Annotated in this window: 21 protein-coding genes; 19 read left to right on the forward strand and 2 right to left on the reverse strand. The window is 38.1% G+C overall.

Annotated elements, in window-relative coordinates; translation table 11 throughout:
• Window positions 1–2: 2 nt before the first annotated feature.
• Window positions 3–1,691: a dihydroxy-acid dehydratase gene (gene ilvD / locus KYI10_04660; GenBank protein QYA33730.1), complete on the reverse strand. Its 1,689-nt coding sequence runs from the start codon at window positions 1,689–1,691 to the stop codon at window positions 3–5.
• Window positions 1,692–2,043: 352 nt separating this feature from the next.
• On the opposite strand from ilvD, the gene rbfA reads away from it, so the two are divergent.
• The 18 genes from rbfA (at window position 2,044) to rny (ending at window position 21,973) form a co-directional block, all read left to right on the forward strand.
• Window positions 2,044–2,388 carry a 30S ribosome-binding factor RbfA gene (rbfA, locus tag KYI10_04665; protein QYA33731.1) on the forward strand — a complete coding sequence of 115 codons (345 nt, stop codon included), beginning with the start codon at window positions 2,044–2,046 and terminating at the stop codon, window positions 2,386–2,388.
• 57 nt (window positions 2,389–2,445) lie between these two features.
• Entirely contained in the window at window positions 2,446–3,342 is an 897-nt protein-coding gene (truB, locus tag KYI10_04670) for a tRNA pseudouridine(55) synthase TruB (protein ID QYA33732.1), read from the forward strand.
• Window positions 3,343–3,351: 9 nt separating this feature from the next.
• Window positions 3,352–4,305, forward strand: a complete 954-nt coding sequence (locus KYI10_04675; GenBank protein ID QYA33733.1) for a bifunctional riboflavin kinase/FAD synthetase — start codon at window positions 3,352–3,354, stop codon at window positions 4,303–4,305.
• A 107-nt stretch (window positions 4,306–4,412) separates the two neighbouring features.
• Window positions 4,413–4,682, forward strand: coding sequence for a 30S ribosomal protein S15 (gene rpsO, locus KYI10_04680; GenBank protein ID QYA33734.1), 270 nt, complete (start codon window positions 4,413–4,415; stop codon window positions 4,680–4,682).
• A 115-nt stretch (window positions 4,683–4,797) separates the two neighbouring features.
• Entirely contained in the window at window positions 4,798–6,909 is a 2,112-nt protein-coding gene (gene pnp / locus KYI10_04685) for a polyribonucleotide nucleotidyltransferase (GenBank protein ID QYA33735.1), read from the forward strand.
• Between the two features lie 60 nt (window positions 6,910–6,969).
• A complete protein-coding gene (locus KYI10_04690) occupies window positions 6,970–8,160 on the forward strand; it encodes a pitrilysin family protein (protein ID QYA33736.1) in 1,191 nt (396 codons plus the stop codon).
• Window positions 8,161–8,227: 67 nt separating this feature from the next.
• Window positions 8,228–8,482, forward strand: coding sequence for a hypothetical protein (locus KYI10_04695; GenBank protein ID QYA33737.1), 255 nt, complete (start codon window positions 8,228–8,230; stop codon window positions 8,480–8,482).
• A 120-nt stretch (window positions 8,483–8,602) separates the two neighbouring features.
• Window positions 8,603–10,276 (forward strand): ribonuclease J, encoded by a 1,674-nt coding sequence (locus KYI10_04700; protein ID QYA33738.1) that lies wholly within the window; start codon window positions 8,603–8,605, stop codon window positions 10,274–10,276.
• A 59-nt stretch (window positions 10,277–10,335) separates the two neighbouring features.
• Window positions 10,336–12,576, forward strand: a complete 2,241-nt coding sequence (locus KYI10_04705; GenBank protein QYA33908.2) for a DNA translocase FtsK — start codon at window positions 10,336–10,338, stop codon at window positions 12,574–12,576.
• Window positions 12,577–12,587: 11 nt separating this feature from the next.
• Window positions 12,588–13,301 carry a GntR family transcriptional regulator gene (locus KYI10_04710; GenBank protein QYA33739.1) on the forward strand — a complete coding sequence of 238 codons (714 nt, stop codon included), beginning with the start codon at window positions 12,588–12,590 and terminating at the stop codon, window positions 13,299–13,301.
• Window positions 13,302–13,310: 9 nt separating this feature from the next.
• A complete protein-coding gene (locus KYI10_04715; GenBank protein QYA33740.1) occupies window positions 13,311–14,543 on the forward strand; it encodes a pitrilysin family protein in 1,233 nt (410 codons plus the stop codon).
• Window positions 14,543–15,811, forward strand: coding sequence for a pitrilysin family protein (locus KYI10_04720; GenBank protein ID QYA33741.1), 1,269 nt, complete (start codon window positions 14,543–14,545; stop codon window positions 15,809–15,811). Before KYI10_04715 ends, KYI10_04720 begins: the two co-directional genes overlap by 1 nt.
• Window positions 15,804–16,511, forward strand: coding sequence for an SDR family NAD(P)-dependent oxidoreductase (locus KYI10_04725; protein QYA33742.1), 708 nt, complete (start codon window positions 15,804–15,806; stop codon window positions 16,509–16,511). Before KYI10_04720 ends, KYI10_04725 begins: the two co-directional genes overlap by 8 nt.
• A gap of 10 nt (window positions 16,512–16,521) precedes the next feature.
• Window positions 16,522–17,313 (forward strand): YmfK family protein, encoded by a 792-nt coding sequence (locus tag KYI10_04730; GenBank protein ID QYA33743.1) that lies wholly within the window; start codon window positions 16,522–16,524, stop codon window positions 17,311–17,313.
• A 15-nt stretch (window positions 17,314–17,328) separates the two neighbouring features.
• Window positions 17,329–18,150: a helix-turn-helix domain-containing protein gene (locus KYI10_04735; protein ID QYA33744.1), complete on the forward strand. Its 822-nt coding sequence runs from the start codon at window positions 17,329–17,331 to the stop codon at window positions 18,148–18,150.
• A gap of 16 nt (window positions 18,151–18,166) precedes the next feature.
• Window positions 18,167–18,748, forward strand: a complete 582-nt coding sequence (gene pgsA, locus KYI10_04740; GenBank protein ID QYA33745.1) for a CDP-diacylglycerol--glycerol-3-phosphate 3-phosphatidyltransferase — start codon at window positions 18,167–18,169, stop codon at window positions 18,746–18,748.
• 277 nt (window positions 18,749–19,025) lie between these two features.
• On the forward strand, window positions 19,026–20,087 hold the full coding sequence (gene recA, locus KYI10_04745; protein QYA33746.1) for a recombinase RecA: 1,062 nt from the start codon (window positions 19,026–19,028) through the stop codon (window positions 20,085–20,087).
• 326 nt (window positions 20,088–20,413) lie between these two features.
• A complete protein-coding gene (rny, locus tag KYI10_04750; GenBank protein QYA33747.1) occupies window positions 20,414–21,973 on the forward strand; it encodes a ribonuclease Y in 1,560 nt (519 codons plus the stop codon).
• Window positions 21,974–22,048: 75 nt separating this feature from the next.
• On the opposite strand, the gene KYI10_04755 is transcribed toward rny, so the two are convergent.
• On the reverse strand, window positions 22,049–22,231 hold the full coding sequence (locus KYI10_04755; protein QYA33748.1) for a hypothetical protein: 183 nt from the start codon (window positions 22,229–22,231) through the stop codon (window positions 22,049–22,051).
• Between the two features lie 95 nt (window positions 22,232–22,326).
• Here KYI10_04755 and KYI10_04760 point away from each other — a divergent pair, with 95 nt between their 5' ends.
• Window positions 22,327–23,121 (forward strand): TIGR00282 family metallophosphoesterase, encoded by a 795-nt coding sequence (locus tag KYI10_04760; protein ID QYA33749.1) that lies wholly within the window; start codon window positions 22,327–22,329, stop codon window positions 23,119–23,121.
• Window positions 23,122–23,219 lie beyond the last annotated feature (98 nt).

Consider the following 23,219-nt stretch of genomic DNA (forward strand, 5'->3'; position numbering starts at 1 on the left):
CCTTATAATAGATGTTCTGGTATCTGCATGACACCGCCTGTATTAGCACTTGTGACAAGTGCTGTATAACGTGCGAGGTATCCAGATCTAACTTTTGCCTTAAAAGGTTGTAGGTGTGCCTTACGTTGCTTTAGTTCATCATCTGTTACATCGACGTTCAGCGTACGATGCACAAGGTCGATGGTGACCATATCTCCATCTTCAATGAGTGCGATAGGTCCCAAAGCCGCTGCTTCAGGTGAGATATGTCCGACTGCAATACCACGGGTTGCACCTGAGAACCTTCCATCAGTGATCAAGGCGACCTCCTTACCGAGGCCACGTCCGACGATGGATGAAGTAGGGGCAAGCATCTCAGGCATCCCTGGACCACCTTTTGGACCTTCGTATCTTATAACGACGACATGGCCCGGACGTACTGTATGGTTATCGATTGCCGCGACCGCTTCGTCATGGCTATCAAAACAAATGGCTGCACCGGTGAACGTCTGTATAGAAGGATCGACACCGCCTACTTTGATAACCCCTCCAAGTGGAGCGATATTACCATGAAGCATCGAAAGACCGCCGTGTTCACTGTAAGGGCTATCCAGTGTATGGATGACTTCCTCATTTTGTATTGTGTGAGCAGCATTATTGTCGCGTAGAGTAGCACCAGTAACTGTCATGCGGTCAGGATGAAGAATTCCTTCACGCTTCATCAGTTCATTGATGATTGCAGGTACACCCCCTGCGTTATGTACATCATGCATGGAGTAAGAAGAACTTGGTGCAATCTTCGATAAGTAGGGTGTTTTTTCAGCTATTTCGTTGATACGCTCTAAGTCATAGTCGATACCCGCTTCGTTTGCAAGTGCGAGTGTGTGAAGAACAGTATTTGTGGAACCACCCATCGCCATATCCAGCGCAAATGCATCGTCGATTGCCTCTTTTGTTACGATATCCTTCGGTTTGATATCACGTTTGACAAGATCCATCAGCTTAAACGCACTCTCTCTGATCAGTGCTCTACGTTCTTTACTGACGGCAAGTGCAGTACCATTGAAGGGGAGTGCAAGTCCGAGCACTTCCATCAGACAGTTCATGGAGTTTGCAGTAAACATACCAGCACAAGAACCACATGTCGGACATGCATTTTGTTCCATATCAAGAAAGTCCTCTTTTGTGAGTGTACCTTCCTTGAACGCACCGACCGCTTCAAACATGCTAGATAATGTCAGTGCCTTGCCGGTAGCGGATAATCCTGCCTTCATCGGACCTCCTGAGCAGAAGATAGCAGGAACGTTCGTTCTTACAGCAGCGAGCAGCATGCCAGGTGTTATCTTATCGCAGTTCGGAATATAGAAGACACCATCAAACCAGTGGGCATTGATAACTGTCTCTGCTGCGTCAGCTATGATTTCACGGCTCGGCAGAGAATACCTCATGCCGATATGACCCATAGCGATTCCGTCATCAACACCGATCGTATTAAATTCAAACGGTATGCCACCTGCTTCTCTAATCGCTTCTTTTGCGATGTCTGCAAGTTCTCTTAGATGAACATGTCCAGGGACGATATCGATATATGAGTTGCAGATTGCAATAAATGGTTTATTCATATCTTCTGGTGACTTAATTTGTCCCGTTGCGTGCAGTAGGCTGCGGGCCGGTGCTTGTTCAGGTCCTTTTTTGATCATATTACTTCTCATATAAATCCTCCCTTAATTTTACAAACAAAAAAAACGATGCCCTGAATAGGACATCGTTCCCAGTCCTATTCATGTGAAATAGGACTTAAACTTATAAGTAGTGTAATCTACCTACAGTTCCAGTCCGGACCGATAATAATAATAATGTTGTTAAGTTGTAAATGTCTGTTATTCATCATCATCTGTCCTTCCTGTTTTTTTGTATGTTACAAATTTAAAGTAAAATGACATAGATGTCAACACAATATTTAAAATTTTCTAAAAATTAAGCAAAATACAAAAACGCAAAAATTGACAATCAGCAGTTTGAATCCTTATAATAAAAGTAATCGAAAGTATAGAGGTGAAGTATATGAGTTTAAGAAGTGAACGAGTTGGTGAACAGCTGAAGAAAGAAATCAGTGAAATTATCAATCAGAAGCTAAAGAATCCGAATGTCGGCTTTGTAACAGTGACAGAAGTTGAGGTTACGGGTGATTTAAGTCTAGCATCGGTTTATGTAACGGTGCTTGGAGAAGAGAAGGAGCGTAAGAAATCTTTAGAAGGTCTGGAGAAATCTAAAGGATTCATTAAATCAGAAATCGCACATCGTATGGATTTACGTATTGTACCTGACTTAAAATTTAAATATGATGAGTCCATTGACTATGGTAATAAAATCGAGCGTATGATTGCGGAATTAAATAGAGATAAATAGACCAATCACACTTTTTCATGTAAACTATTTTAGAGTTTACTGAAGGAGTGTTTTTTTATGGATGGCATTATCGGTATTAATAAGGCGCGGGGGATGACGAGTCATGATGTGGTGTTTAAGCTACGTAAAATTTTAAGGACGAAGAAAGTCGGTCACACGGGGACACTTGATCCTGAAGTGGATGGCGTATTGCCGATTTGTGTCGGTAAGGCGACGCGTATCAGTGATTATGTGATGCAGAGTGGTAAACGTTATATTGCAGAGGTGACCCTCGGCGTTCAGACGGCGACTGAAGATGCTCATGGTGAGGTTGTGAATACGGCATCGATTGAAGAGGGAATGTATACAGAGGCGCAGGTCGATGAGGTGTTACTTCAACTAACGGGTTCAATTAGACAAGTTCCTCCGATGTATTCCGCGGTTAAGGTAAAAGGACGTAAATTGTATGAATATGCACGTGAAGGAATTGAGGTTGAGCGTCCAGAACGTACAGTGGAGATTTATGAATTAATACGTACAAGTGCTGTTCGTTTTATTGATGGTAAATGTATATTCAATATTGAAGTCGCATGTGGTAAAGGGACATATATTAGAACGCTTGCCACTCAAGTAGCAGATAGTCTAGGTACTATTGGTCATATGTCAGATTTGACACGAACGGAGAGTGGTGGATTTAAGCTTGAAGACTGTATTACAATAGATGAATTACGTGAAGTACCCTATGATGCGATAGCTGAGCTTCTCAAACCGATAGAGGCGGGTCTTGCCCATATGCGGCATGTCGCTGTCGATGAGCCGACATCCGTCAAGATTATGTATGGCCAAAAGTTACGTCAGATGAGCCCGCCGATTGAAGATGAGACGGTGATGACGTACAATGATAAGGTAATAGCAATTTTCATACCGGATGAGAAGCATCCAGGTTTGATCAAAGCTAAAAAAGTATTTAATTAGGGGATAGCTATGAAAACAATTGAAATGATACATCCAATAGAGCAATGTTATGATCACGAACCATGTGCCCTTGCAATTGGTTTCTTTGATGGGATTCATACTGGACATCAGAAGGTCATTGAAACCATGATATGTATTGCTGAGAATAAAGGACTGAAAAAAGCGGTGATGACGTTTGACCCTCACCCTTCTGTCGTCTTAAATCCTGAAAAACAACGCACAGATTATTTGACGCCGATGCAGGAGAAGAAGCATATATTAGAAGCGATGGGTATTGATTATTTATTTATCGTGCCGTTTACTTCTTCGCTCGCTCAAATGGAGGAGCATGACTTTATCTCGAATTATTTCACTAAAAATCATGTAAAAGAAGTTGTAGCTGGTTTTGATTTTACTTATGGTAAATATGGAAAAGGAAATATGCTTAAACTTGAAGCGGATAAAGATGGTTTCAATGTAACGACTGTAGAAAGACATGCGCTAGCTGACGAGAAAGTTTCTACTACTTTAATTCGTAAAGATCTGATTCATGGCGATATTGAATCAGTGAATGCACAACTTGGAAGACCTTATAAAATTACTGGTCTTGTTGTTCAAGGTGAAAAGCGTGGACGTACAATTGGATTTCCGACGGCAAATGTTGAGCCGAATGAAAACTTTGTATTGCCACGTTTAGGTGTGTATGCCGTTACGCTGAAGCTCGATCAGACTGGTAAAATATATAAAGGCGTCTGTAATGTGGGGGTAAAACCAACCTTCCATGACCCTGAAAAACAGCAAGTTTCGATAGAAGTGAATATCTTTGATTTCAAAGACTCAATATATGGAGAACGTGTTGAAATTGAATGGTATGAATTTTTACGTGCTGAAAAGAAGTTTGATGGTATTGATAGTCTGATTACACAAATAAATGCAGATAAAGCACAGGCAATTGAAATATTGAATGACATTCATCTTGATTAATTATTGATTCATGATATAATAACGAGGAACCTTTCCTTGGCTTATAGATCACTCCGACTTTATGCTCAGGTTACGGTGTCAATTAAATTTATAGGAGGCTATTAACAATGGCAATTTCACAAGAACGCAAAAATGAAATCATTGCACAATACCGTGTACATGAAACTGACACAGGATCACCAGAAGTACAAATCGCAGTTTTAACAGCAGAAATCAATGCGTTAAACGAGCATTTACGTACACACAAAAAAGACCACCATTCACGTCGTGGTTTATTAAAAATGGTAGGTCGTCGTAAAAACTTATTAACTTACTTACGTGAGAACGATGTTCAACGTTACCGTGAATTAATTAAATCATTAGGATTACGTCGTTAATTCTAATTTTATCGAAAGAAACCTATGTTTCTTTCGTTTTTTTTTATGCGATTTATGACATAATATGAATTGTCATGTTATGATTAAGGATATATGTGAGAGAGGAGATACATACATGTCTCAAGAAAAGAAAGTTTTTAAAACAGAATGGGCAGGTCGTCCATTAATTATTGAAACTGGCCAGTTAGCAAAGCAAGCAAATGGTGCAGTACTCGTACGCTACGGGGATACGGTAGTATTATCAACGGCGACAGCAAGTAAAGAACCTAGAGATGTGGACTTCTTCCCATTAATGGTCAATTATGAAGAGAAATTATATGCGGCAGGTAAGATACCTGGAGGATTCAACAAACGTGAAGGCCGTCCAGGTGAGGATGCTACTTTGACCTCACGATTGATTGACCGCCCGATTCGTCCATTATTCCCAAAAGGTTACCGTCATGATATTCAGGTCATTTCTATGGTTATGAGTGTAGACCCAGATAATTCACCTGAAATGGCAGCGATGATCGGTTCATCTATGGCACTTTCGGTTTCAGATATTCCATTTGAAGGACCAATCGCAGGTGTGAACGTAGGTTTAGTTGATGGAGAACTCATCATAAATCCTAATGTTCAGCAGCGTGAAGTTTCTGTTCTGGACTTACAAGTTGCAGGTCACTTTGATGCGGTCAACATGGTTGAAGCGGGTGCGAAAGAAGTAGCGGAAGATAAGATGCTTGAAGCAATCATGTTCGGTCATGCTGAAATTAAGAAACTTGTTGAATTCCAGCAATCGATCATTGATGAGATACAACCTGTAAAGTCTAGGTTTGTACCTGTTGAAACGGATACAGCCTTAGAATCGAAGGTAGAGCAATTATCAGAAAGCTTTGGACTATCTCAGGCGATTCAAACTCAGGAGAAGCTTGCACGTGAAGAAAATATTACAGCAATCAAATTAAAGGTCATCGAAGCTTTTGAAGGTGAAGGTGAAGCTGTTATCACTGCAGTGAACAAGAAGTTCGATGCACTGATCAAAGAAGAAGTGCGTCGTCTTATCACAGAAGAAAAAGTGCGTCCGGATGGACGTCGCCCAGACGAAATTCGCCCGCTTGATTCAGAAGTCGGCATTTTACCTCGTGTACATGGATCTGGTCTATTTACACGTGGACAGACTCAAGCCCTATCTGTAGCAACATTAGGTGCATTAGGTGAACATCAGATTATCGATGGTCTTGGCGTAGAAGAAGAGAAACGTTACATGCATCACTATAACTTCCCGAATTTCTCTGTAGGTGAGACAGGGCCAATTCGTGCACCAGGTCGTCGTGAAATTGGTCATGGTGCACTAGGTGAACGTGCGCTATTGCAAGTCATTCCAGATGAAAAAGAATTCCCATATACAATTCGTGTTGTATCTGAAGTTTTAGAATCAAATGGTTCGAGTTCACAAGCATCAATCTGTGGTTCTACGCTCGCCTTGATGGATGCTGGTGTACCAATTAAAGCACCAGTTGCGGGTATTGCAATGGGTCTTGTAACAAAAGATGATAATTATACGATTCTATCTGATATTCAAGGTATGGAAGACGCACTTGGTGATATGGACTTTAAAGTTGCAGGGACAAAAGAAGGTATCACAGCAATACAGATGGACATTAAGATTAACGGGTTAACAGAAGATATCTTACGTGAAGCATTAGAGCAGGCGCGAGTAGGTCGTCTGCATATTATGGAACATATGTTATCTACAATTTCTGAACCAAGAGCAGAACTTAGCCAATACGCACCTAAAATTGAAATTATTCATATTAATCCTGATAAGATTCGTGATGTTATCGGACCAGGTGGTAAGAAAATTAACGAAATTATCGATGCAACAGGAGTTAAACTTGATATTGAACAAGATGGTACAGTCTTCATCGGTTCAAGTGATGCATCAATGATAGAAGAGGCGAAGAAGTTGATCGAAAATATTGTACGTGAAGCTGAGGTTGGCCAAATTTATATGGCAACAGTAAAACGTATCGAGAAGTTCGGTGCATTTGTTGAAATCTTCCCAGGTAAAGATGCGCTCGTACATATCTCGCAAATTGCTTTAGAACGTATAAACAAAGTAGAAGATGTTGTGAAGCTTGGTGATCAGTTCTTGGTGAAAGTCACTGAGATTGATAAACAAGGTCGCGTAAATGCATCACGTAAAGTGCTGTTAGAAGAAGAGAAGAAAGCATCAGAAGAAAAGTAGATTATTAAGGTGAGGCGATATGTCTCACCTTTTTATTTGATTTGTCAGTGAGGAGATTATTTGGAGCATATTAAACTTAAGAATGATATGACATTTGCATATCACGAAACAAAATTAGAGGTCGTTCATATTGGACTTTACATTAAAGTGGGCACATCGGATGAGGCAGGGTATCCAGCAGGTATCGCACATTTTATTGAACATATGGTGTTTAAAGGAACAGAGCAGTTTCCATTTCAAGCATTATCAGATAAAATTGATGCAATTGGTGGAGAAGTCAATGCCTATACGACTAAGACATATACATGTTATTCGATTAAGACGTTAAAGCGATTTGAACGTGTTGCCATTGAATTGCTGAAAGAAATGGTGTTCTGTGCTACATTCCCGAATGATGAACTTGAAAAAGAACGTCAGGTCATTCTAGAAGAGATAAAGATGATCGAAGATGATGATGAAGAACGTGCATTTGAGCAGTTCGAAAGCGCGTTACTTGAAGGCACTGCATTTAACACACCGATTCTTGGTACGGCTGACAGTGTTAATAATATTACTCAGACAATGCTTCAAGCGTTTTATCATAAATTTTATCAGCCAGATAATATGATCTTGTCGTACGTTGGAACTGATTATCATTTTATTAAGGATTACTTTGAGCAATTTAACTCTGTTCACAAAGTGATACGCCCACTGAAAAGATTTAAAATGAACACGATTCATCTTACGCATCATAAAGAAAGTATGGAACAAGCACATGTTATACTGGCGCATAGAGGGATCAGCTATCTGGATGAAAAAAGTACATGCTATGAGATTATAAATAATATCTATGGTGGCAGTATGACGAGTTTGCTATTCAGAAGGTTAAGGGAAGCACTAGGGTTATGCTATGCATTATATTCATCGGTCGATGCTTATGAAGAAGGTGGGATTCTTTATACATACTTCGCTACTGACGCAAAAAACATAGAACGATGTATGGCAGAGATTCATCTTATACACAAGCAGCTTGCAGCAGGTATTGAAGAATCGTTGCTTTTAAAAACGAAACATTATCTTGTAACAAATTTATATATGAATCTAGATTATGATGGGTCCATTATGGAGCATATGGGTAAGAGCATACTGCTTTACAATAAGATATATGATATACATGAACTGGAAGAAAAAATAATGGCTGTTACATTAGAAGAGGTAAATGAAGCGCTGCAGGTTTTTAAGAAAGCGTATGCAAGTTACCGAATATACTAGGTTTCTATAGATTAATCCTTGCTAAAAATGTATAATATGAATGACTATATAACAAGGAGATGTAACTATGGTATTTGATAAAATTCAGGTGAATGGTTCAGAAATTGAAGCAGAAGGACGTTTTAGAATTGAAGATGAAACTGTACATGTGTCAACGACAAGCGAAGATGTGGGATTAGCGTTCAAACAAGTTGAGACAACAAATGCACCTGTGCAGCTTGTACTTTATAAAGGGGATACAGATCGCTATGCATCTGAAGGGCTAACATTAAAGCACTATACAGTAGCTGGTGGCGAATTTAAGATGGAATTAGAAAAATAATAGCAGATGTGCGTAAGCCTTATTATAGAGGCTTACGCATTTTTTATTGTTAAATTGTCTATATTTAGCTTATAATATAAGAAGTATGAATTGAACGGGTAGAATTTAGGAGGAACTATTTTGAATCTAGTAAAAAAAGATAATGAACATATAAAGATGACACCCCTTGGTGGTGTAGGTGAAATAGCAAAGAACATGTACATCGTTGAAGTAGACGATGAAATGTTTATGCTTGATGCAGGACTTATGTTTCCTGAAGATGAGATGCTTGGAATAGACGTAGTTATACCAGATATCAACTATGTCATTGAAAATAAGGCGAAATTAAAAGGAATATTCCTTTCGCATGGACATGTTGATGCAATTGGAGCTTTAAAGTACATTATGAATCAGATTGATGCACCTATCTATGGATCACGTCTGACGATTGCACTTGTTAAAGACCGAATGAAAGAAGCAAATATAAATAAGAAGATTAAGTACTATACTGTAAATAATGACTCGATTATGCGTTTTAAAAATGTGAACGTATCATTTTTCAGTACGTCACACAGTATTCCAGATAGCCTTGGTATCGTGATTCATACATCACATGGTGCAATTGTTTATACTGGTGAATTTAAGTTTGATCAAAGTTTATCCGGAAGTTATAGACCAGATATTACAAAGATGGGTCAAATTGGTGATAACGGTGTACTTATGCTGATCAGTGATTCCACAGAAGCTGAGAAACCGGGTTACAATACACCTGAAAATGTCATTGAAAGTCATATCAATGATGAATTTGCAAAAGCAAATGGACGTATCATTGTTTCCTGCTACGCATCGAACTTCATTAGAATACAGCAAGTATTAAACAGTGCAGCTAGAAATAACCGAAAAGTATCATTTCTAGGTAAATCATTAGAAAGTTCGTTTAATACGGCACGTAAGCTGGGATACTTTGATATAAAAGAACAATTGCTGATACCAATCAAAGATGTGGAGAAGTATCCTAAGAATGAAGTCATCATTATTTCGACTGGTACTCAAGGTGAACCGATAGAGGCACTTGCACAGATGGCGCTCAATAGACATAATATACTGAATATAGAAGAAGGGGATACAGTATTTATTACGACGACACCTTCATCTAATATGGAAGTCATATTAGGCTCTACAATTAATCATCTTGTTAAAGCAGGTGCGAAAGTCATACCTACTAATAAGAAGATTCATGCTTCTGGACATGGATGTATGGAAGAGCTTAAACTGATGCTCAACTTAATGAAACCTACTTACTTTGTTCCAGTTCAAGGTGAATTTAAGATGCAGATTGCTCATGCGAAGCTTGCTGCTGAAGCAGGTGTACTGCCTGAACATATCTTCTTATTAGAAAAGGGGGACTGTCTGAACTTTGACGGTGAGTATATGCTTGCGAACGAAAAGGTAACAGCAGGTAATGTCTTGATTGATGGTATTGGTGTTGGAGATGTCGGCAATATCGTATTAAGAGACCGACGCCTTCTGAGTGAAGATGGTATATTTATTGCTGTCGTAACGATCGATCCAAAAAATCGTACCATCGCTGCAGGACCTCAAATTCAGTCAAGAGGATTTGTTTATGTACGTGAGAGTGAGGATCTTCTCAAAGAAGCTGAAGAAAAGGTTAGAGCTATTGTAGAGGATGGTTTGACTAAAAATAAAATTGAATGGGCTGAAATTAAGCAGGAAATGCGTGATAAGCTGAGCAAGCTGCTCTATGAACATACGAAACGCCGTCCGATGATCATTCCTGTAATTTCAGAAATTTAAATTATAAATAAACAAGCTATTAATAGCTTGTTTATTTATTTAGTAAGGTAGGTGTCAGTATGGCTATTAAGAAGAAAACACGTAAGAAAAAACGTAATACAAAGAAGAAGGATAATATACCCTATCGTTATTTGATTGCTCTTTTGATTATTGGACTTATCTTTGCCGCCATATTTCAATTTGGAATCATTGGCGTAGGCATTGACAGTCTATTTACATACTTTACGGGTAGTGCACGGTTTTATGCGTACATACTGATTCTTTTAGTGACGATATACTACACCGTCAATCAAAAGATGATACCACTGAATCGTCGCGTTAATGGCTGGTTATTGATGCTTGTAGCGCTACCTTCATTTTTACAGGTTATAGAGCATATGTTAAATGGTAAGCCCATCGTGCCGTTATTTAATTCAATTTATGAGCTTCAATCTCATTCAGGTATTCATTTTTTTGGTGGCGGTATCATAGGTTATCTGTATGATATGGTGTTCAGTACATTAATCAGTACATTTGGCTCACTTTTATTATCGCTACTGATGATAACCATCAGTACATTGCTGATTCTTGGAAGATCTATTCGTCTTGCTGCCGAAAAAACATTCCTGTGGCTCATGAAATATCTACGCCTGTTAATGGCTAAAGTTACAGACTATGCAAAAAAGGACAGGAACACACAACAAAATGAGGTCATCGATGTGTCTGACCTCCCTGTGCTTACTCAAGATGCTGAGGATATCCCAATTTATGACAGTGTAGAGCAATTTGATAACAATGAAGATCTTGTGGAAGCTGAAGCGTTTATAAGTACAAGTAAAGATGTACCATCTAAGATGGGTAATATGGATCTTGAAACAGTGGAACATACAAGTGCAACAACAGAAGATGAGAATCCGAATTATAAGCTCCCACCGATTACTTTATTACATCCTGCTGCTGAAAAAGCAAAGAACAATATGCAGAACGTAAAAAAACGTGGACAACTTTTAGAAACGACTTTAAAGAATTTTGGGGTCAATGCAAAGGTGAGTCAAATTAGGATTGGACCAGCTGTTACCCAATATGAAGTACAGCCTGCTATGGGAGTTAAAGTCAGTCGAATCGTCAATTTACATAACGATATCGCGCTCGCACTTGCTGCAAAAGATATCCGTATAGAAGCGCCGATACCTGGCAAATCGGCAGTTGGTATAGAAGTCCCGAATCAGTCGGTCTCTATGGTCACCTTACGAGAAGTGCTGGAAGCATCTCCTGTAAACGATAATAAGCTGAAGGTTGTGCTTGGAAGAGATATCTCAGGAGAAGCGATCACTGCAGAACTTGACAAGATGCCACACTTACTTGTGGCTGGTGCAACCGGAAGCGGTAAGTCGGTGTGTATTAATGGTATAATTACAAGTATACTTATGAATGCGAAGCCTCACGAAGTGAAGCTGATGATGATCGATCCTAAGATGGTCGAATTAAACGTCTATAATGGTATACCGCATCTACTGACGCCAGTGGTCACGAATCCTCAGAAAGCTGCTCAGGCGCTGCAGAAGATTGTTGGTGAGATGGAACGTCGTTACGATTTATTCAGCCATACTGGTACACGAAATATAAAAGGATATAATGCGTATCTTGAAAGACAGAATCAGGAGATGAACGAAAAGAATGCGAAGCTTCCATATATAGTAGTCATTGTTGACGAACTAGCTGATTTGATGATGGTGGCAAGTAAAGATGTAGAAGCAGCCATTATGCGACTAGCACAGATGGCGCGTGCGGCGGGGATTCATCTGATCATCGCTACTCAGCGCCCATCTGTAGATGTAATCACAGGTTTAATTAAAGCAAATATTCCTTCGCGAATTGCGTTTAGTGTAAGTAGTGCTGTTGATTCAAGGACGATTCTGGACAGTCAAGGTGCAGAGAAACTGCTCGGTAAAGGAGATATGTTATATTTACCTTATGGGCAATCTAAACCGACGCGTATACAAGGGGCTTTCTTATCTGATGCTGAAGTAGAAGCTATCGTTCAGTTTGTTACAAGACAGCAGTCTGCAAATTACGTTGAAGAGATGACGCCTACAGACGTAAAAGAAAGCGAAGCTAATTCAGAAGATGAACTTTATCAGGAAGTATATGCATTTGTAATCGAAAAACAGAAAGCTTCAGCCAGTTTACTGCAGAGACAGTTTAGAATTGGATACAATAGAGCGGCACGTTTAATTGATGAACTGGAAGCAAACGGAGTAATTGGTCCCGCTACGGGAAGTAAACCAAGAAATGTTTTAATAGAACAAAATGAAGAATAGGAGCGGTAATATTGTCTGTAAATCATGAAGTTGTCTATACGAAGGACTGGATTCTATCAAAGATATATTCTGGAGATTTCAATAGTCATAAACCGATACCCTCTCAATATGAGATTTCAAGACAGTTAAATATATCACGTGATGCTATTGAACTCGCATTTCATGAACTTATAACTGAGCAAATTATAACTGAACACTTTCAGGAAGGTTATTTTGTCAAAGAGAAGCCCCCATTCAACTATCCGGTTGATGAACTAAAGAGTATTACTTCTATGATTGAAGAAGCAGGTTACGTAGCCGGCACCCTCATTATCAGCCAAGACATTGAACAACCGTCGCTAGATGATAAAAGTGTGCTGCGTATAGATGATGATCGAAAAGTGACGGTTATCGAGCGTATTCGTACTGCCGATGAAACCCCGGTTGTTTATTGTCTGGATAAAATTGATATGATGAACTTTGAAATGGATAGCGGCATCAATTCACGGTCATTATTTGATGCACTTATGGATGCAGGGTTAGCCATCAGCTATGCTACGACTGAGATAGAATCAATCGGCTATGAGCCGTATATTTCTAATGCGCTGGATTGTGTGCCTGATGATAGTTTACTCCTTTTCAAACAGATTCATTATAACGATAATCATGATCCTGTACTTTATTCGATGAATTATTTTAAATCGAGTCAAGTCAAGTTTAAAATAAGACGTACAAAGAAAGATTAGGTGAATCACATGTCACATCACATTAATTATTTAAATACTTCTCAATTTAAGACGATATCGCTCGTAATTAAATTTAAAGCACCGCTTGATGAATCTACAATGACAGCAAGAAGTGTGTTATCAAAGTTAATGCAGAAAACTTCACAGAAGTATCCTACAGAAATAGAGATGATGAATCATCTATCAGAACTGTATGGGGCAAATTTATACAGCTCTGTTTTAAAACAGAACAATGCACATGTCATCACTTTAGGTGTAGATATTGTTAACGATAAATATTTAACAGATACAAACTTACTTGAAGAAGCTTTTAAATTATTACACGAAGTACTATACTTCCCGAATGTGCAGAATCAGGCTTTTAATACACGGCTTGTGAATCAAGAAAAACGCTTATTAAAGAATAAATTTTTGGCGATAAAAGAAAATATTGGGCAATATGGATTTTATCAGTTGCTGCACACAATGTTTCCGGAGGACCCGAACCGACTACCAAGCTTTGGCGATGAGCATCAACTGGACAATATTGATGGCAGAGCGTTGTATCAAACCTTTCAGAAGATGGAACAAGAAGATGAAATTTATTTCTATGCAGTAGGTGAAATCGACTCAGAAGAAATTGAATCACTTTATGAAAAATATATACAGCTCAATTCTTCAACGGTAACTTTAAATGACAGCAGACCTACATCGAATAAAGAGACAAATTATGTTGAGGAAACAATCGATACCACACAAGCGCGGCTTAATATAGGTATGAAGTTTGAAGTGCATCATCCAGACAGATCGTACTTCAGCTTTATCGTATTGAATCATCTCTTTGGTGGAGATGCGTCCAGTATGCTCTTTATGAACGTTAGAGAAAAATTGAGTCTAGCTTATCAAATACATAGCCAGATTGATGCGCGCAGTGGATTGCTGTATGTACTTGCAGGTGTAAATCAACAAAATAAAGCACGTGCAATCGAAACGATTCAAAACCAATTTGAAATGATAAAAAGTGGTGAGATTGAAGAAAAGATGGTAGATTTGTCAAAAAGACTGATTATCAACAGCCGACTTGAGTCAACGGATCGTCCGAAAGGATTTGTGGAAACAAGTTTTTCTAATACATTTGGGTCTGAAATATCACAGGAAGAATGGATTGAAGGTATTCAAGCTGTGACAAAGGCTGACATCATAGATTTAGCGAAAACTGGATATTTTCACACAATATATTGTCTAGTGAGTGAGGTGCAATAATGAAGAAAACATACTATCGTTCTATAGATGAATCACTTTATGAATATCAGCTTGATAATGGTCTTGATTTATTTATCATACCTAAAAAAGGGTTTAAAAAGTCCTATGTTACTTTAACCGCTAAATATGGTTCTATACATAATGATTTTTATCTCGATGACCAGTTGATACATATGCCAAAAGGGATTGCACATTTTCTTGAACATAAGATGTTTGAAAAAGAGGACGGAGACATGTTCAATGAATTTTCTGAGCATGGCAGTTCTGCTAATGCATTTACATCGTATGACCGAACGAGCTATTTGTTTACGACTGTCGAAAGTCTCAAAGAAAATATCAAGCTACTAATGCATATGCTTGATACCCCATATTTTACGCCAGAAAGTGTGCACAAAGAAGTGGGTATCATTGCTGAAGAAATTAAGATGTATCAAGACCAGCCCAACTATAAGCTCTATTATCAGACTTTAAATGCGATGTATCATCATCATCCCGTAAAATATGATATCGCGGGTACGATAGAAAGTATCTCTGAAATTACTGACACTACTTTATATCAATGCTATGAGACCTTTTATCATCCGGAGAACATGGTTATGTTTATCGTAGGAGATGTAGCACCCGAGGAAATGTACCAATATGTTAATGGTTTAGGTACAAAAAGAGATAAATACGTTCCAGCCGAACTTATGAAGATTGATGAACCGACGGATGTGTATGTACCGATGATCCAATCAAAGGGAAGTATACAAAAGGATAAGTTGATGCTTGGTATTAAGACGAATGTTCATCATCGACATGAATCTCATATGAAAATTGAAATGGAAATGCTTTTTGCATTAGATCTTTTATTTGGAGAGCAGACTGATTTTTATCAATCGCTACTAGATGAACACCTCATCGATGACACGTTTGGGTATAGTTTTATTATTGAACCTACTTTTTCTCATATATTGATCGCCGGTTCAACTGATAATATTGAAGAACTGAAGAAACGTATTTTATTACAGCTGAATCATTTTGAAATGCTGAATGATGAGGCGTCCTTTAGACGTCTGATAAAACAGACAATAGGTGAATATGTTTCCAGTATGAATAGTCCTGAATATATTGCTAATCAGTTTACACGCTATTTCTTCAATGGAGACATTCTCTTTGATTTATTACCGATACTCAATCAGTTACAACTCGAGGACTGTATATCAACGTATAAAACAGCGATAGCATCTGCCTCAATTACAGATAGCAGGATGCTACCGAATGGGTAAATATATGGTTATTGGAGCGAGCGGAGATATCGGCAGTCAGATTACACGAGATTTGCTATTGGATGGACATGAAGTCATCGCTCAGTACTTTAGTGCAGATATTACGCAGTTGAAAGAACAGTTTATTGGACAGGCAATTTCTTTTTTACAGCTTGACTTATCGGTTCCTTTACAAAAGAATCCTTTTGAAACATGGATGACAGCACATCTTGATGGTTTAATCTATGTTGCTGGTAAGTCCTATTTTTCAGAACTTCGTGATGTCACAGATGATAAAATTCATGAACAGTACGCGATTCATTTCTTTAACCTTGTGAAGTGCGTTCAATATACTTCTAGTGGCTTATTACAAGGAAATAATGGTAGAATTATTGTAATTAGTTCTATATGGGGTGAAACAGGTAGTAGCATGGAAAGTATCTATAGTGGTTTCAAAGCGGCACAAATCGGCTTTATAAAATCTATCGCTAAAGAATATGCACAAACAAACATTACCGCAAACATTATTGCACCGGGCCTCGTTGCCGGAAAGATGACGGATGCACTTGGAGATGATGTGCAGGACATCATTGAACAGATTCCTCAAAGAAAATGTGTACAGCCGGTAGAAATCAGCCATTGTGTACGCACTCTGCTACACCAGTATGCCCATACGACAACAGGCACTGTAATACGGATCAATGGTGGCTGGTATATATAGGAGGAAGCGAATGGAACAAACTTTAAAAAAGGAATGGTACCTTGAATATGAGATAGTGATTAATCGTGCGGGTCTTCTAGGAGATGTATCAAGTTTACTAGGTGCACTTGGAATCAGCATTATTACGATTAATGGTGTTGACCAGGGAAAGCGTGGACTGCTCATTAAGACAGATGATGTTGAGAAGGTAAAACGATTCGAGCATATTATCAGTCAACTTGATGATATTGAAATCGTTAAGCTGCGCGAACCGAGATTGACAGATCGTCTCGCAGTGCGCCATGGGCAGTATATACAGAAAGATACCCATGAGAAAAATACTTTTCGCTTTGTTCGTAAAGAACTGGGAATACTGGTCGATTTAATGGCAGAGCTCTTTAAAGAGGATGGGCATCGATTGATTGGAATTAGAGGAATGCCGCGTGTAGGGAAGACGGAATCTATTGTCGCAGCAAGTGTATGTGCACATAAGAAATGGTTATTTATTTCTTCGACAATGATTAAGCAGACAGTGCGTAATTCTTTATTTAAAGGAGAATATGATGACAGTCATATTTACATTATAGATGGCGCGCTATCAATCAGACAAAAGCCAGAGCATCTGGATCTAATTCGTGAAGTGATGGCACTGCCTGCAACGAAAGTGATTGAACATCCTGATTTATTTGTACAGAAAACCGATTATACATTAGAAGATTTTGATTATATTATTGAGATTCGTGAAACTGAAACTCAAGAAATTACTTATGAACAATTATCTAAAAATAATTTGTTTGATAACGATGAATTTGGATTTTTTTAATAAAGGAGCACTTTAATGAAACAAATTGGACAAATTTTAAGATCTAAACGTGAATCTCTTGGTATGACATTAATCGACCTTGAAAAGAAAATTAAAATCCAAAAAAAATATATTGAAATGATTGAGAAGAATAATTTCGAACACCTGCCAAATCCAGATTATACACGAGGTTTCATTGAAAAATATGCACGTTGTGTAAATCTTAATGGGAAAGAATTGATTAAACAGCATGAATCAGAACTTCCAGTCGAAAAAAAATCGGCTAGAGAAGCAATAGGCACTTTAAAGGCGACGCATATTACAGAGAATGATCATTCAACGCGTAAATTGTTTTATATCATTATAGCGAGCTTAGGTATTCTTTTCATCATATGGATACTCAGTCAACTGCTCTTTACAAATAAAGATGAGACGTTTAAACCCGCATCTCTCAATCCTTCACGTAACATCCCTGTTGAGAAGAAACAAGAAACTATATCAAAGGCTGACGAACCAGCTGTTAAAACGCAGGTGAAACCTGAAACAAGTCTGACATATAAAAACTTTGATGGTAGTAATTTAACCTATGAAGTTAAGTCACAGCAACCCCTGACCGTGAAGATCGTTTCTAAAGTGCCGACATGGGTACAGGTATTTGATGATAAGAACAAGAACTATGTATACAATGAAATTAAAGAACAGAGTTTCAACATTGATAAGGATGCCAAGGAAGTAACAATTATTTCAGGTAATTCTACTTCAGCAGATATCTATATAAATAACCAGAAAGTTTCGGTTCCAAAGGAAGCAGAGAATCTTATCACGCGAACTTATTTCTTTAAAGTTTCAAAAAAATAGAGTTAGGATGAATAAAATGAATATACCAAATCAAATTACAGTGGCTAGAGTACTTTTAATACCGATATTCCTAGTATTCTTACTCGTAGATTTCAATATGGGTGATATTTCTGTGCTTGGGTCTGAAGTAATGCGCATCGAACAGTTTATTGCAGCATTAATTTTTATTTTTGCTTCGCTGACGGACTGGATAGATGGCTATTTGGCGCGTAAATGGCAGCTCGTAACGAATATGGGAAAATTTCTAGATCCATTAGCAGATAAATTACTTGTTTCAAGCGGTCTAATAGCATTAGTCGAGCTTGATGCGATACCTTCATGGGTGGCAATCGTTATTATTGCACGTGAATTTGCAGTTACTGGACTGCGTCTTTTACAGATTGAGCAAGGGTTCGTTTCTGCTGCAGGACAATTAGGAAAGATTAAAACCGCAGTAACCATGCTTGCGATGACACTACTGTTACTTAATGAACCATTTTCAGAGTGGACAGGTTTTAACAGTGGCTATCTTCTCATGTATGTCGCAGTATTCTTCACTGTATTATCTGGAATTGAATATTTTTATCACGGACGCGATGTATTTAAAAATTCAAAGTAGCATAAAAGACATTTAGTATACTAAAAATACTAAATGTTTTTTATTACAATAATTAAATTTTAAACGTGTCATTTTTCAATTTTCTCAAGTATCACTGGAATAAAAACGCTTACACGTTCTTATTTTTTAATTATTACACAAAAAATACAAACAGACGTTCGCATTTTACTTGCTATTTTTAACATTAATGCGTATAGTATTAAATGTAGTAAATAACAGCTAAAGAATATTTAATAGTTCAATATACAATCATTAATTGATCTTCAGGAGGATATATATGAGTGAAAGACAAAAAGCATTAGACACAGTTATTAAAAATATGGAAAAATCATTTGGGAAAGGTGCAGTAATGAAGTTAGGAGACCGTACTGACCGTAATGTCTCTACAGTATCAAGCGGTTCTATTACATTAGATAGTGCACTTGGTGTCGGTGGTTACCCGAAAGGTCGTATTATAGAAATTTATGGTCCTGAAAGTTCAGGTAAGACAACGGTGGCACTACATGCTATCGCAGAGGTACAGCGCCAAGGTGGAGTTGCCGCATTTATTGATGCTGAGCATGCACTTGATCCGGTATATGCTAAGAATCTTGGAGTAGATATCGAAAATCTTTACTTATCTCAACCCGATCATGGTGAACAAGGACTGGAAATTGCAGAAGCATTTGTCAGAAGTGGTGCGGTAGATATTATTGTGGTCGATTCAGTTGCAGCCTTAACACCTAAAGCGGAAATTGAAGGAGAGATGGGAGACTCGCATATGGGACTTCAAGCGCGTCTTATGTCTCAAGCGTTACGTAAGTTATCAGGTTCTATATCTAAGTCTAATACGATTGCAATATTCATCAACCAAGTACGTGAGAAGATTGGTGTAATGTTCGGTAATCCAGAAACGACTCCAGGTGGTCGTGCGCTTAAATTCTATTCTTCAGTGCGTCTCGAAGTACGACGTGCAGAACAATTGAAACAAGGTCAGGAAATTGTAGGGAATAGAACAAAGATTAAGGTCGTTAAAAACAAAGTTGCACCTCCTTTTAAAGTAGCAGAAGTTGATATTATGTACGGTAAAGGTATTTCTCGTGAAGGAGAAATCGTTGATTTAGGTGCAGAATATGAAGTGCTGCAAAAGTCAGGGGCATGGTACTCTTATGATGGAGAACGTATTGGTCAAGGGCGAGAAAATATTAAGACTTATCTGAAAGAAAACCCAGAAGTACGTGACGAAATCGATCAGAAGATTCGTAAGGCGATGGGTGTCGGTGCTTCGTTAGAAGAGGCGTCAGCACAGAAAGAAGAAGTGCCAGTAGAAGATAAGTTATTCGACGATGAGTTAGAATAGTTAACAGCCTAAGGGAGGAGCGTAGTGCCTCTCCCGATTTTATAGCGGATGATGTTATTTATTTTTAACATCGTTCGTTTTTTATAGATAAATTTTCGTCATTATGAACTTAGTTTACATGCGAGAGTGAATATCAGATTTATATTATGGTAAATTTGTAACAAATTAAAATTTCATACAACAATTTGAGTAAAATGATGTAAATTTATATATTTAATGAGGATGACAGCTTGACGAGTATAACTCATAAACGTACAATTAATTTATATGGATATACTTCATATAATGTTTTATTGATATATAAAAGCAAATAAGGAGGTGTTTATGTGAGCTTAACTATCCTCTTATTCATTTTGCTTAGTATCATAATCGGTGTTGCAATCGGTTATTTTGTTGCGAAGAACGTATTAACAAATCAGCAGATTCAGGCAAGAACAACTGCAGATTTTATCGTTACTGAGGCTAACAAAGAAGCCGAAAGTCTTAAGAAAGAGAAGCTTCTTGAAGCGAAGGAAGAATATCAAAGACGTAATGATCGTCTGGAAGAAGATTATAAGGAAAGACGTTCAGACTTAGCGAGACAAGAAGCAAGACTCCTTCAAAAAGAAGAAAACTTAGATCGTAAAAGTGACCTTTTAGATAAAAAGGATGATCTTTTAGAACAAAAAGAATCTAAAATTGAAGAAAAGCAACAGCATGTAGATGCGTTAGAGCAAAGTGTTCAAGGAATCATAGCACAACATGAACAAGAATTAACACGCATCTCCGGACTGACACAAGAAGAAGCGAAGCAAGAAATTATTGATCAGGTTGAAGAAGAATTGACGCATGATATTGCAGTCATGGTAAAAGAGAAAGAGCAGGAAGCAAAGCAGAATATTGATAAAAAAGCGAAAATGCTTCTAGCTACGACTGTACAGCGATTGGCTGCTGAACATACTTCTGAATCTACAGTTTCTGTAATTAACCTTCCAAATGATGAGATGAAAGGTAGAATAATTGGCCGAGAAGGTCGTAATATTCGTACATTGGAAACGCTAACAGGTGTAGATCTTATCATCGATGACACACCAGAAGCGGTCATCTTATCCGGATTTGATCCAATTAGAAGAGAAATTGCGAAAACAGCGCTTGAATCTTTAGTGTCTGATGGAAGAATTCATCCAGGTCGTATTGAAGAAATGGTTGAAAAGGCAAGAAAATCTGTGGATGAAATCATACGAGAAGCAGGAGAAGCTGCAACGTTTGAACTTGGTATACATAATCTGCATCCTGATATCGTGAAGATACTTGGACGAATGAAATATCGTACGAGTTATGGACAGAATGTACTGAAACATTCCGTAGAAGTTGCACACCTTTCTGGTATGTTAGCTGCAGAACTAGGACAAGACGTTGCGCTCGCTAAGCGTGCGGGACTTTTACATGATATTGGAAAAGCGATTGATCATGAAGTTGAGGGATCGCACGTTGAAATCGGAGTAGATCTTGCGAAGAAATATCGTGAACATCCAACCGTAATTAACGCAATTCATTCACATCATGGAGATGTGGAACCAGACAATATTATTTCTATTCTTGTGGCAGCAGCAGATGCATTAAGTGCAGCACGCCCAGGTGCCAGACGTGAAACACTTGAGAATTATGTACGCCGCTTAGAACGTCTGGAAGAAATTTCTGAAAGCTATGATGGTGTAGAGAAATCATTTGCGATTCAGGCAGGTAGAGAAATTAGAATCATTGTGACGCCTGAAGAAGTCGATGATTTAAAAGCACATCGTATCGCAAGAGATATTAAAAACCAGATTGAAGAAGAGCTTCAATATCCTGGACATATAAAAGTAACTGTTGTGCGAGAAATGCGCGCAGTTGAATATGCAAAATAGGTCGTGACACGAGCGGTCAGACATGAGTAGAATCAAAAAAGATGACTAGAAATGTTATATTTCTAGTCATCTTTTTTACATTGTGGACCAGTATTGCATGATAGATAATCCAATCGAGAAAATGATGCCCCCAACTAGTGCTGATTTATACTTAGGGGGCTGTTTTACTGTTCTAAAATAATTCGTTATGCGATCACATATCATATATGTAATAAAAAATACGATGAACAATGTGACTGCTGTTCCGATAAAATGCATTTTATCACCTCATTTTTGATTGTATCAATAAAAATCATTTAATTCATTTATGATTTTCTATATAATAAAGACAAATAGAGTAGAGGTAGTGAATTATGAGAATATTATTTATCGGTGATGTTGTAGGTGCGGTTGGGCGTAATATGTTAGATGAGTACTTACCACAGCTTAAAAAGAAGTATGGACCGAATATTACGATAGTCAATGGTGAGAATGCTGCGCATGGAAGAGGGATTACAGAAAAGATATTTAAAGAAATGATGACGCTCGGAGTTGATTGTGTCACGATGGGTAACCATACATATGGCGTGCGTGATAGTTATGAGTTGCTAAATAGCGATCATAAGATTATTCGTCCAGCAAACTTTCCTGATGAAGCGCCAGGTAAAGGAATGGAAATCATTAAATTTAATGATAAGAAGATTGCTGTGATCAATCTACAAGGGCGAGCATTTATGATGCAGAGTGACTGTCCGTTTAAGAAGTTCGATGCGCTATATGAAATCGCTAAACAGGAGACGGATTATATCTTTGTAGACTTTCATGCTGAAACAACAAGTGAAAAAGGTGCATTTGCATATTATGCAGATGGCCGAGCGAGCGTCGTTGTTGGGACACATACACATATTCAGACGAGTGACAACCGTATTTTACCTAGGGGCACGGCTTTTATTACAGATGTCGGTATGACAGGTTACTATGATGGGATACTTGGTATTAATAAGGATGAGGTCATTCACCGCTTCTTAACAGGAATGCCAGTTAAACATGTTGTTCCCGATACAGGACGTGGTGTGTTAAGCGGTGTATTTGTAGAACTTAAATCCAATGGTCAAGCAAAGAAAATTGAAAGAATACTTATCAATGAGGATCAACCGCTCAGTCGATAACGTATCGGCCATTCGACTGATTTTTATATAATTTACCTATGTCTGTTATATAGACATAGGTTTTTCTGTTATATTAGAGATAGTTAATTTAGGGAGGA

This window comes from Macrococcus sp. 19Msa1099 (genome assembly GCA_019357535.2).
GTDB classification, from domain to species: Bacteria; Bacillota; Bacilli; order Staphylococcales; family Staphylococcaceae; genus Macrococcoides; species Macrococcoides psychrotolerans.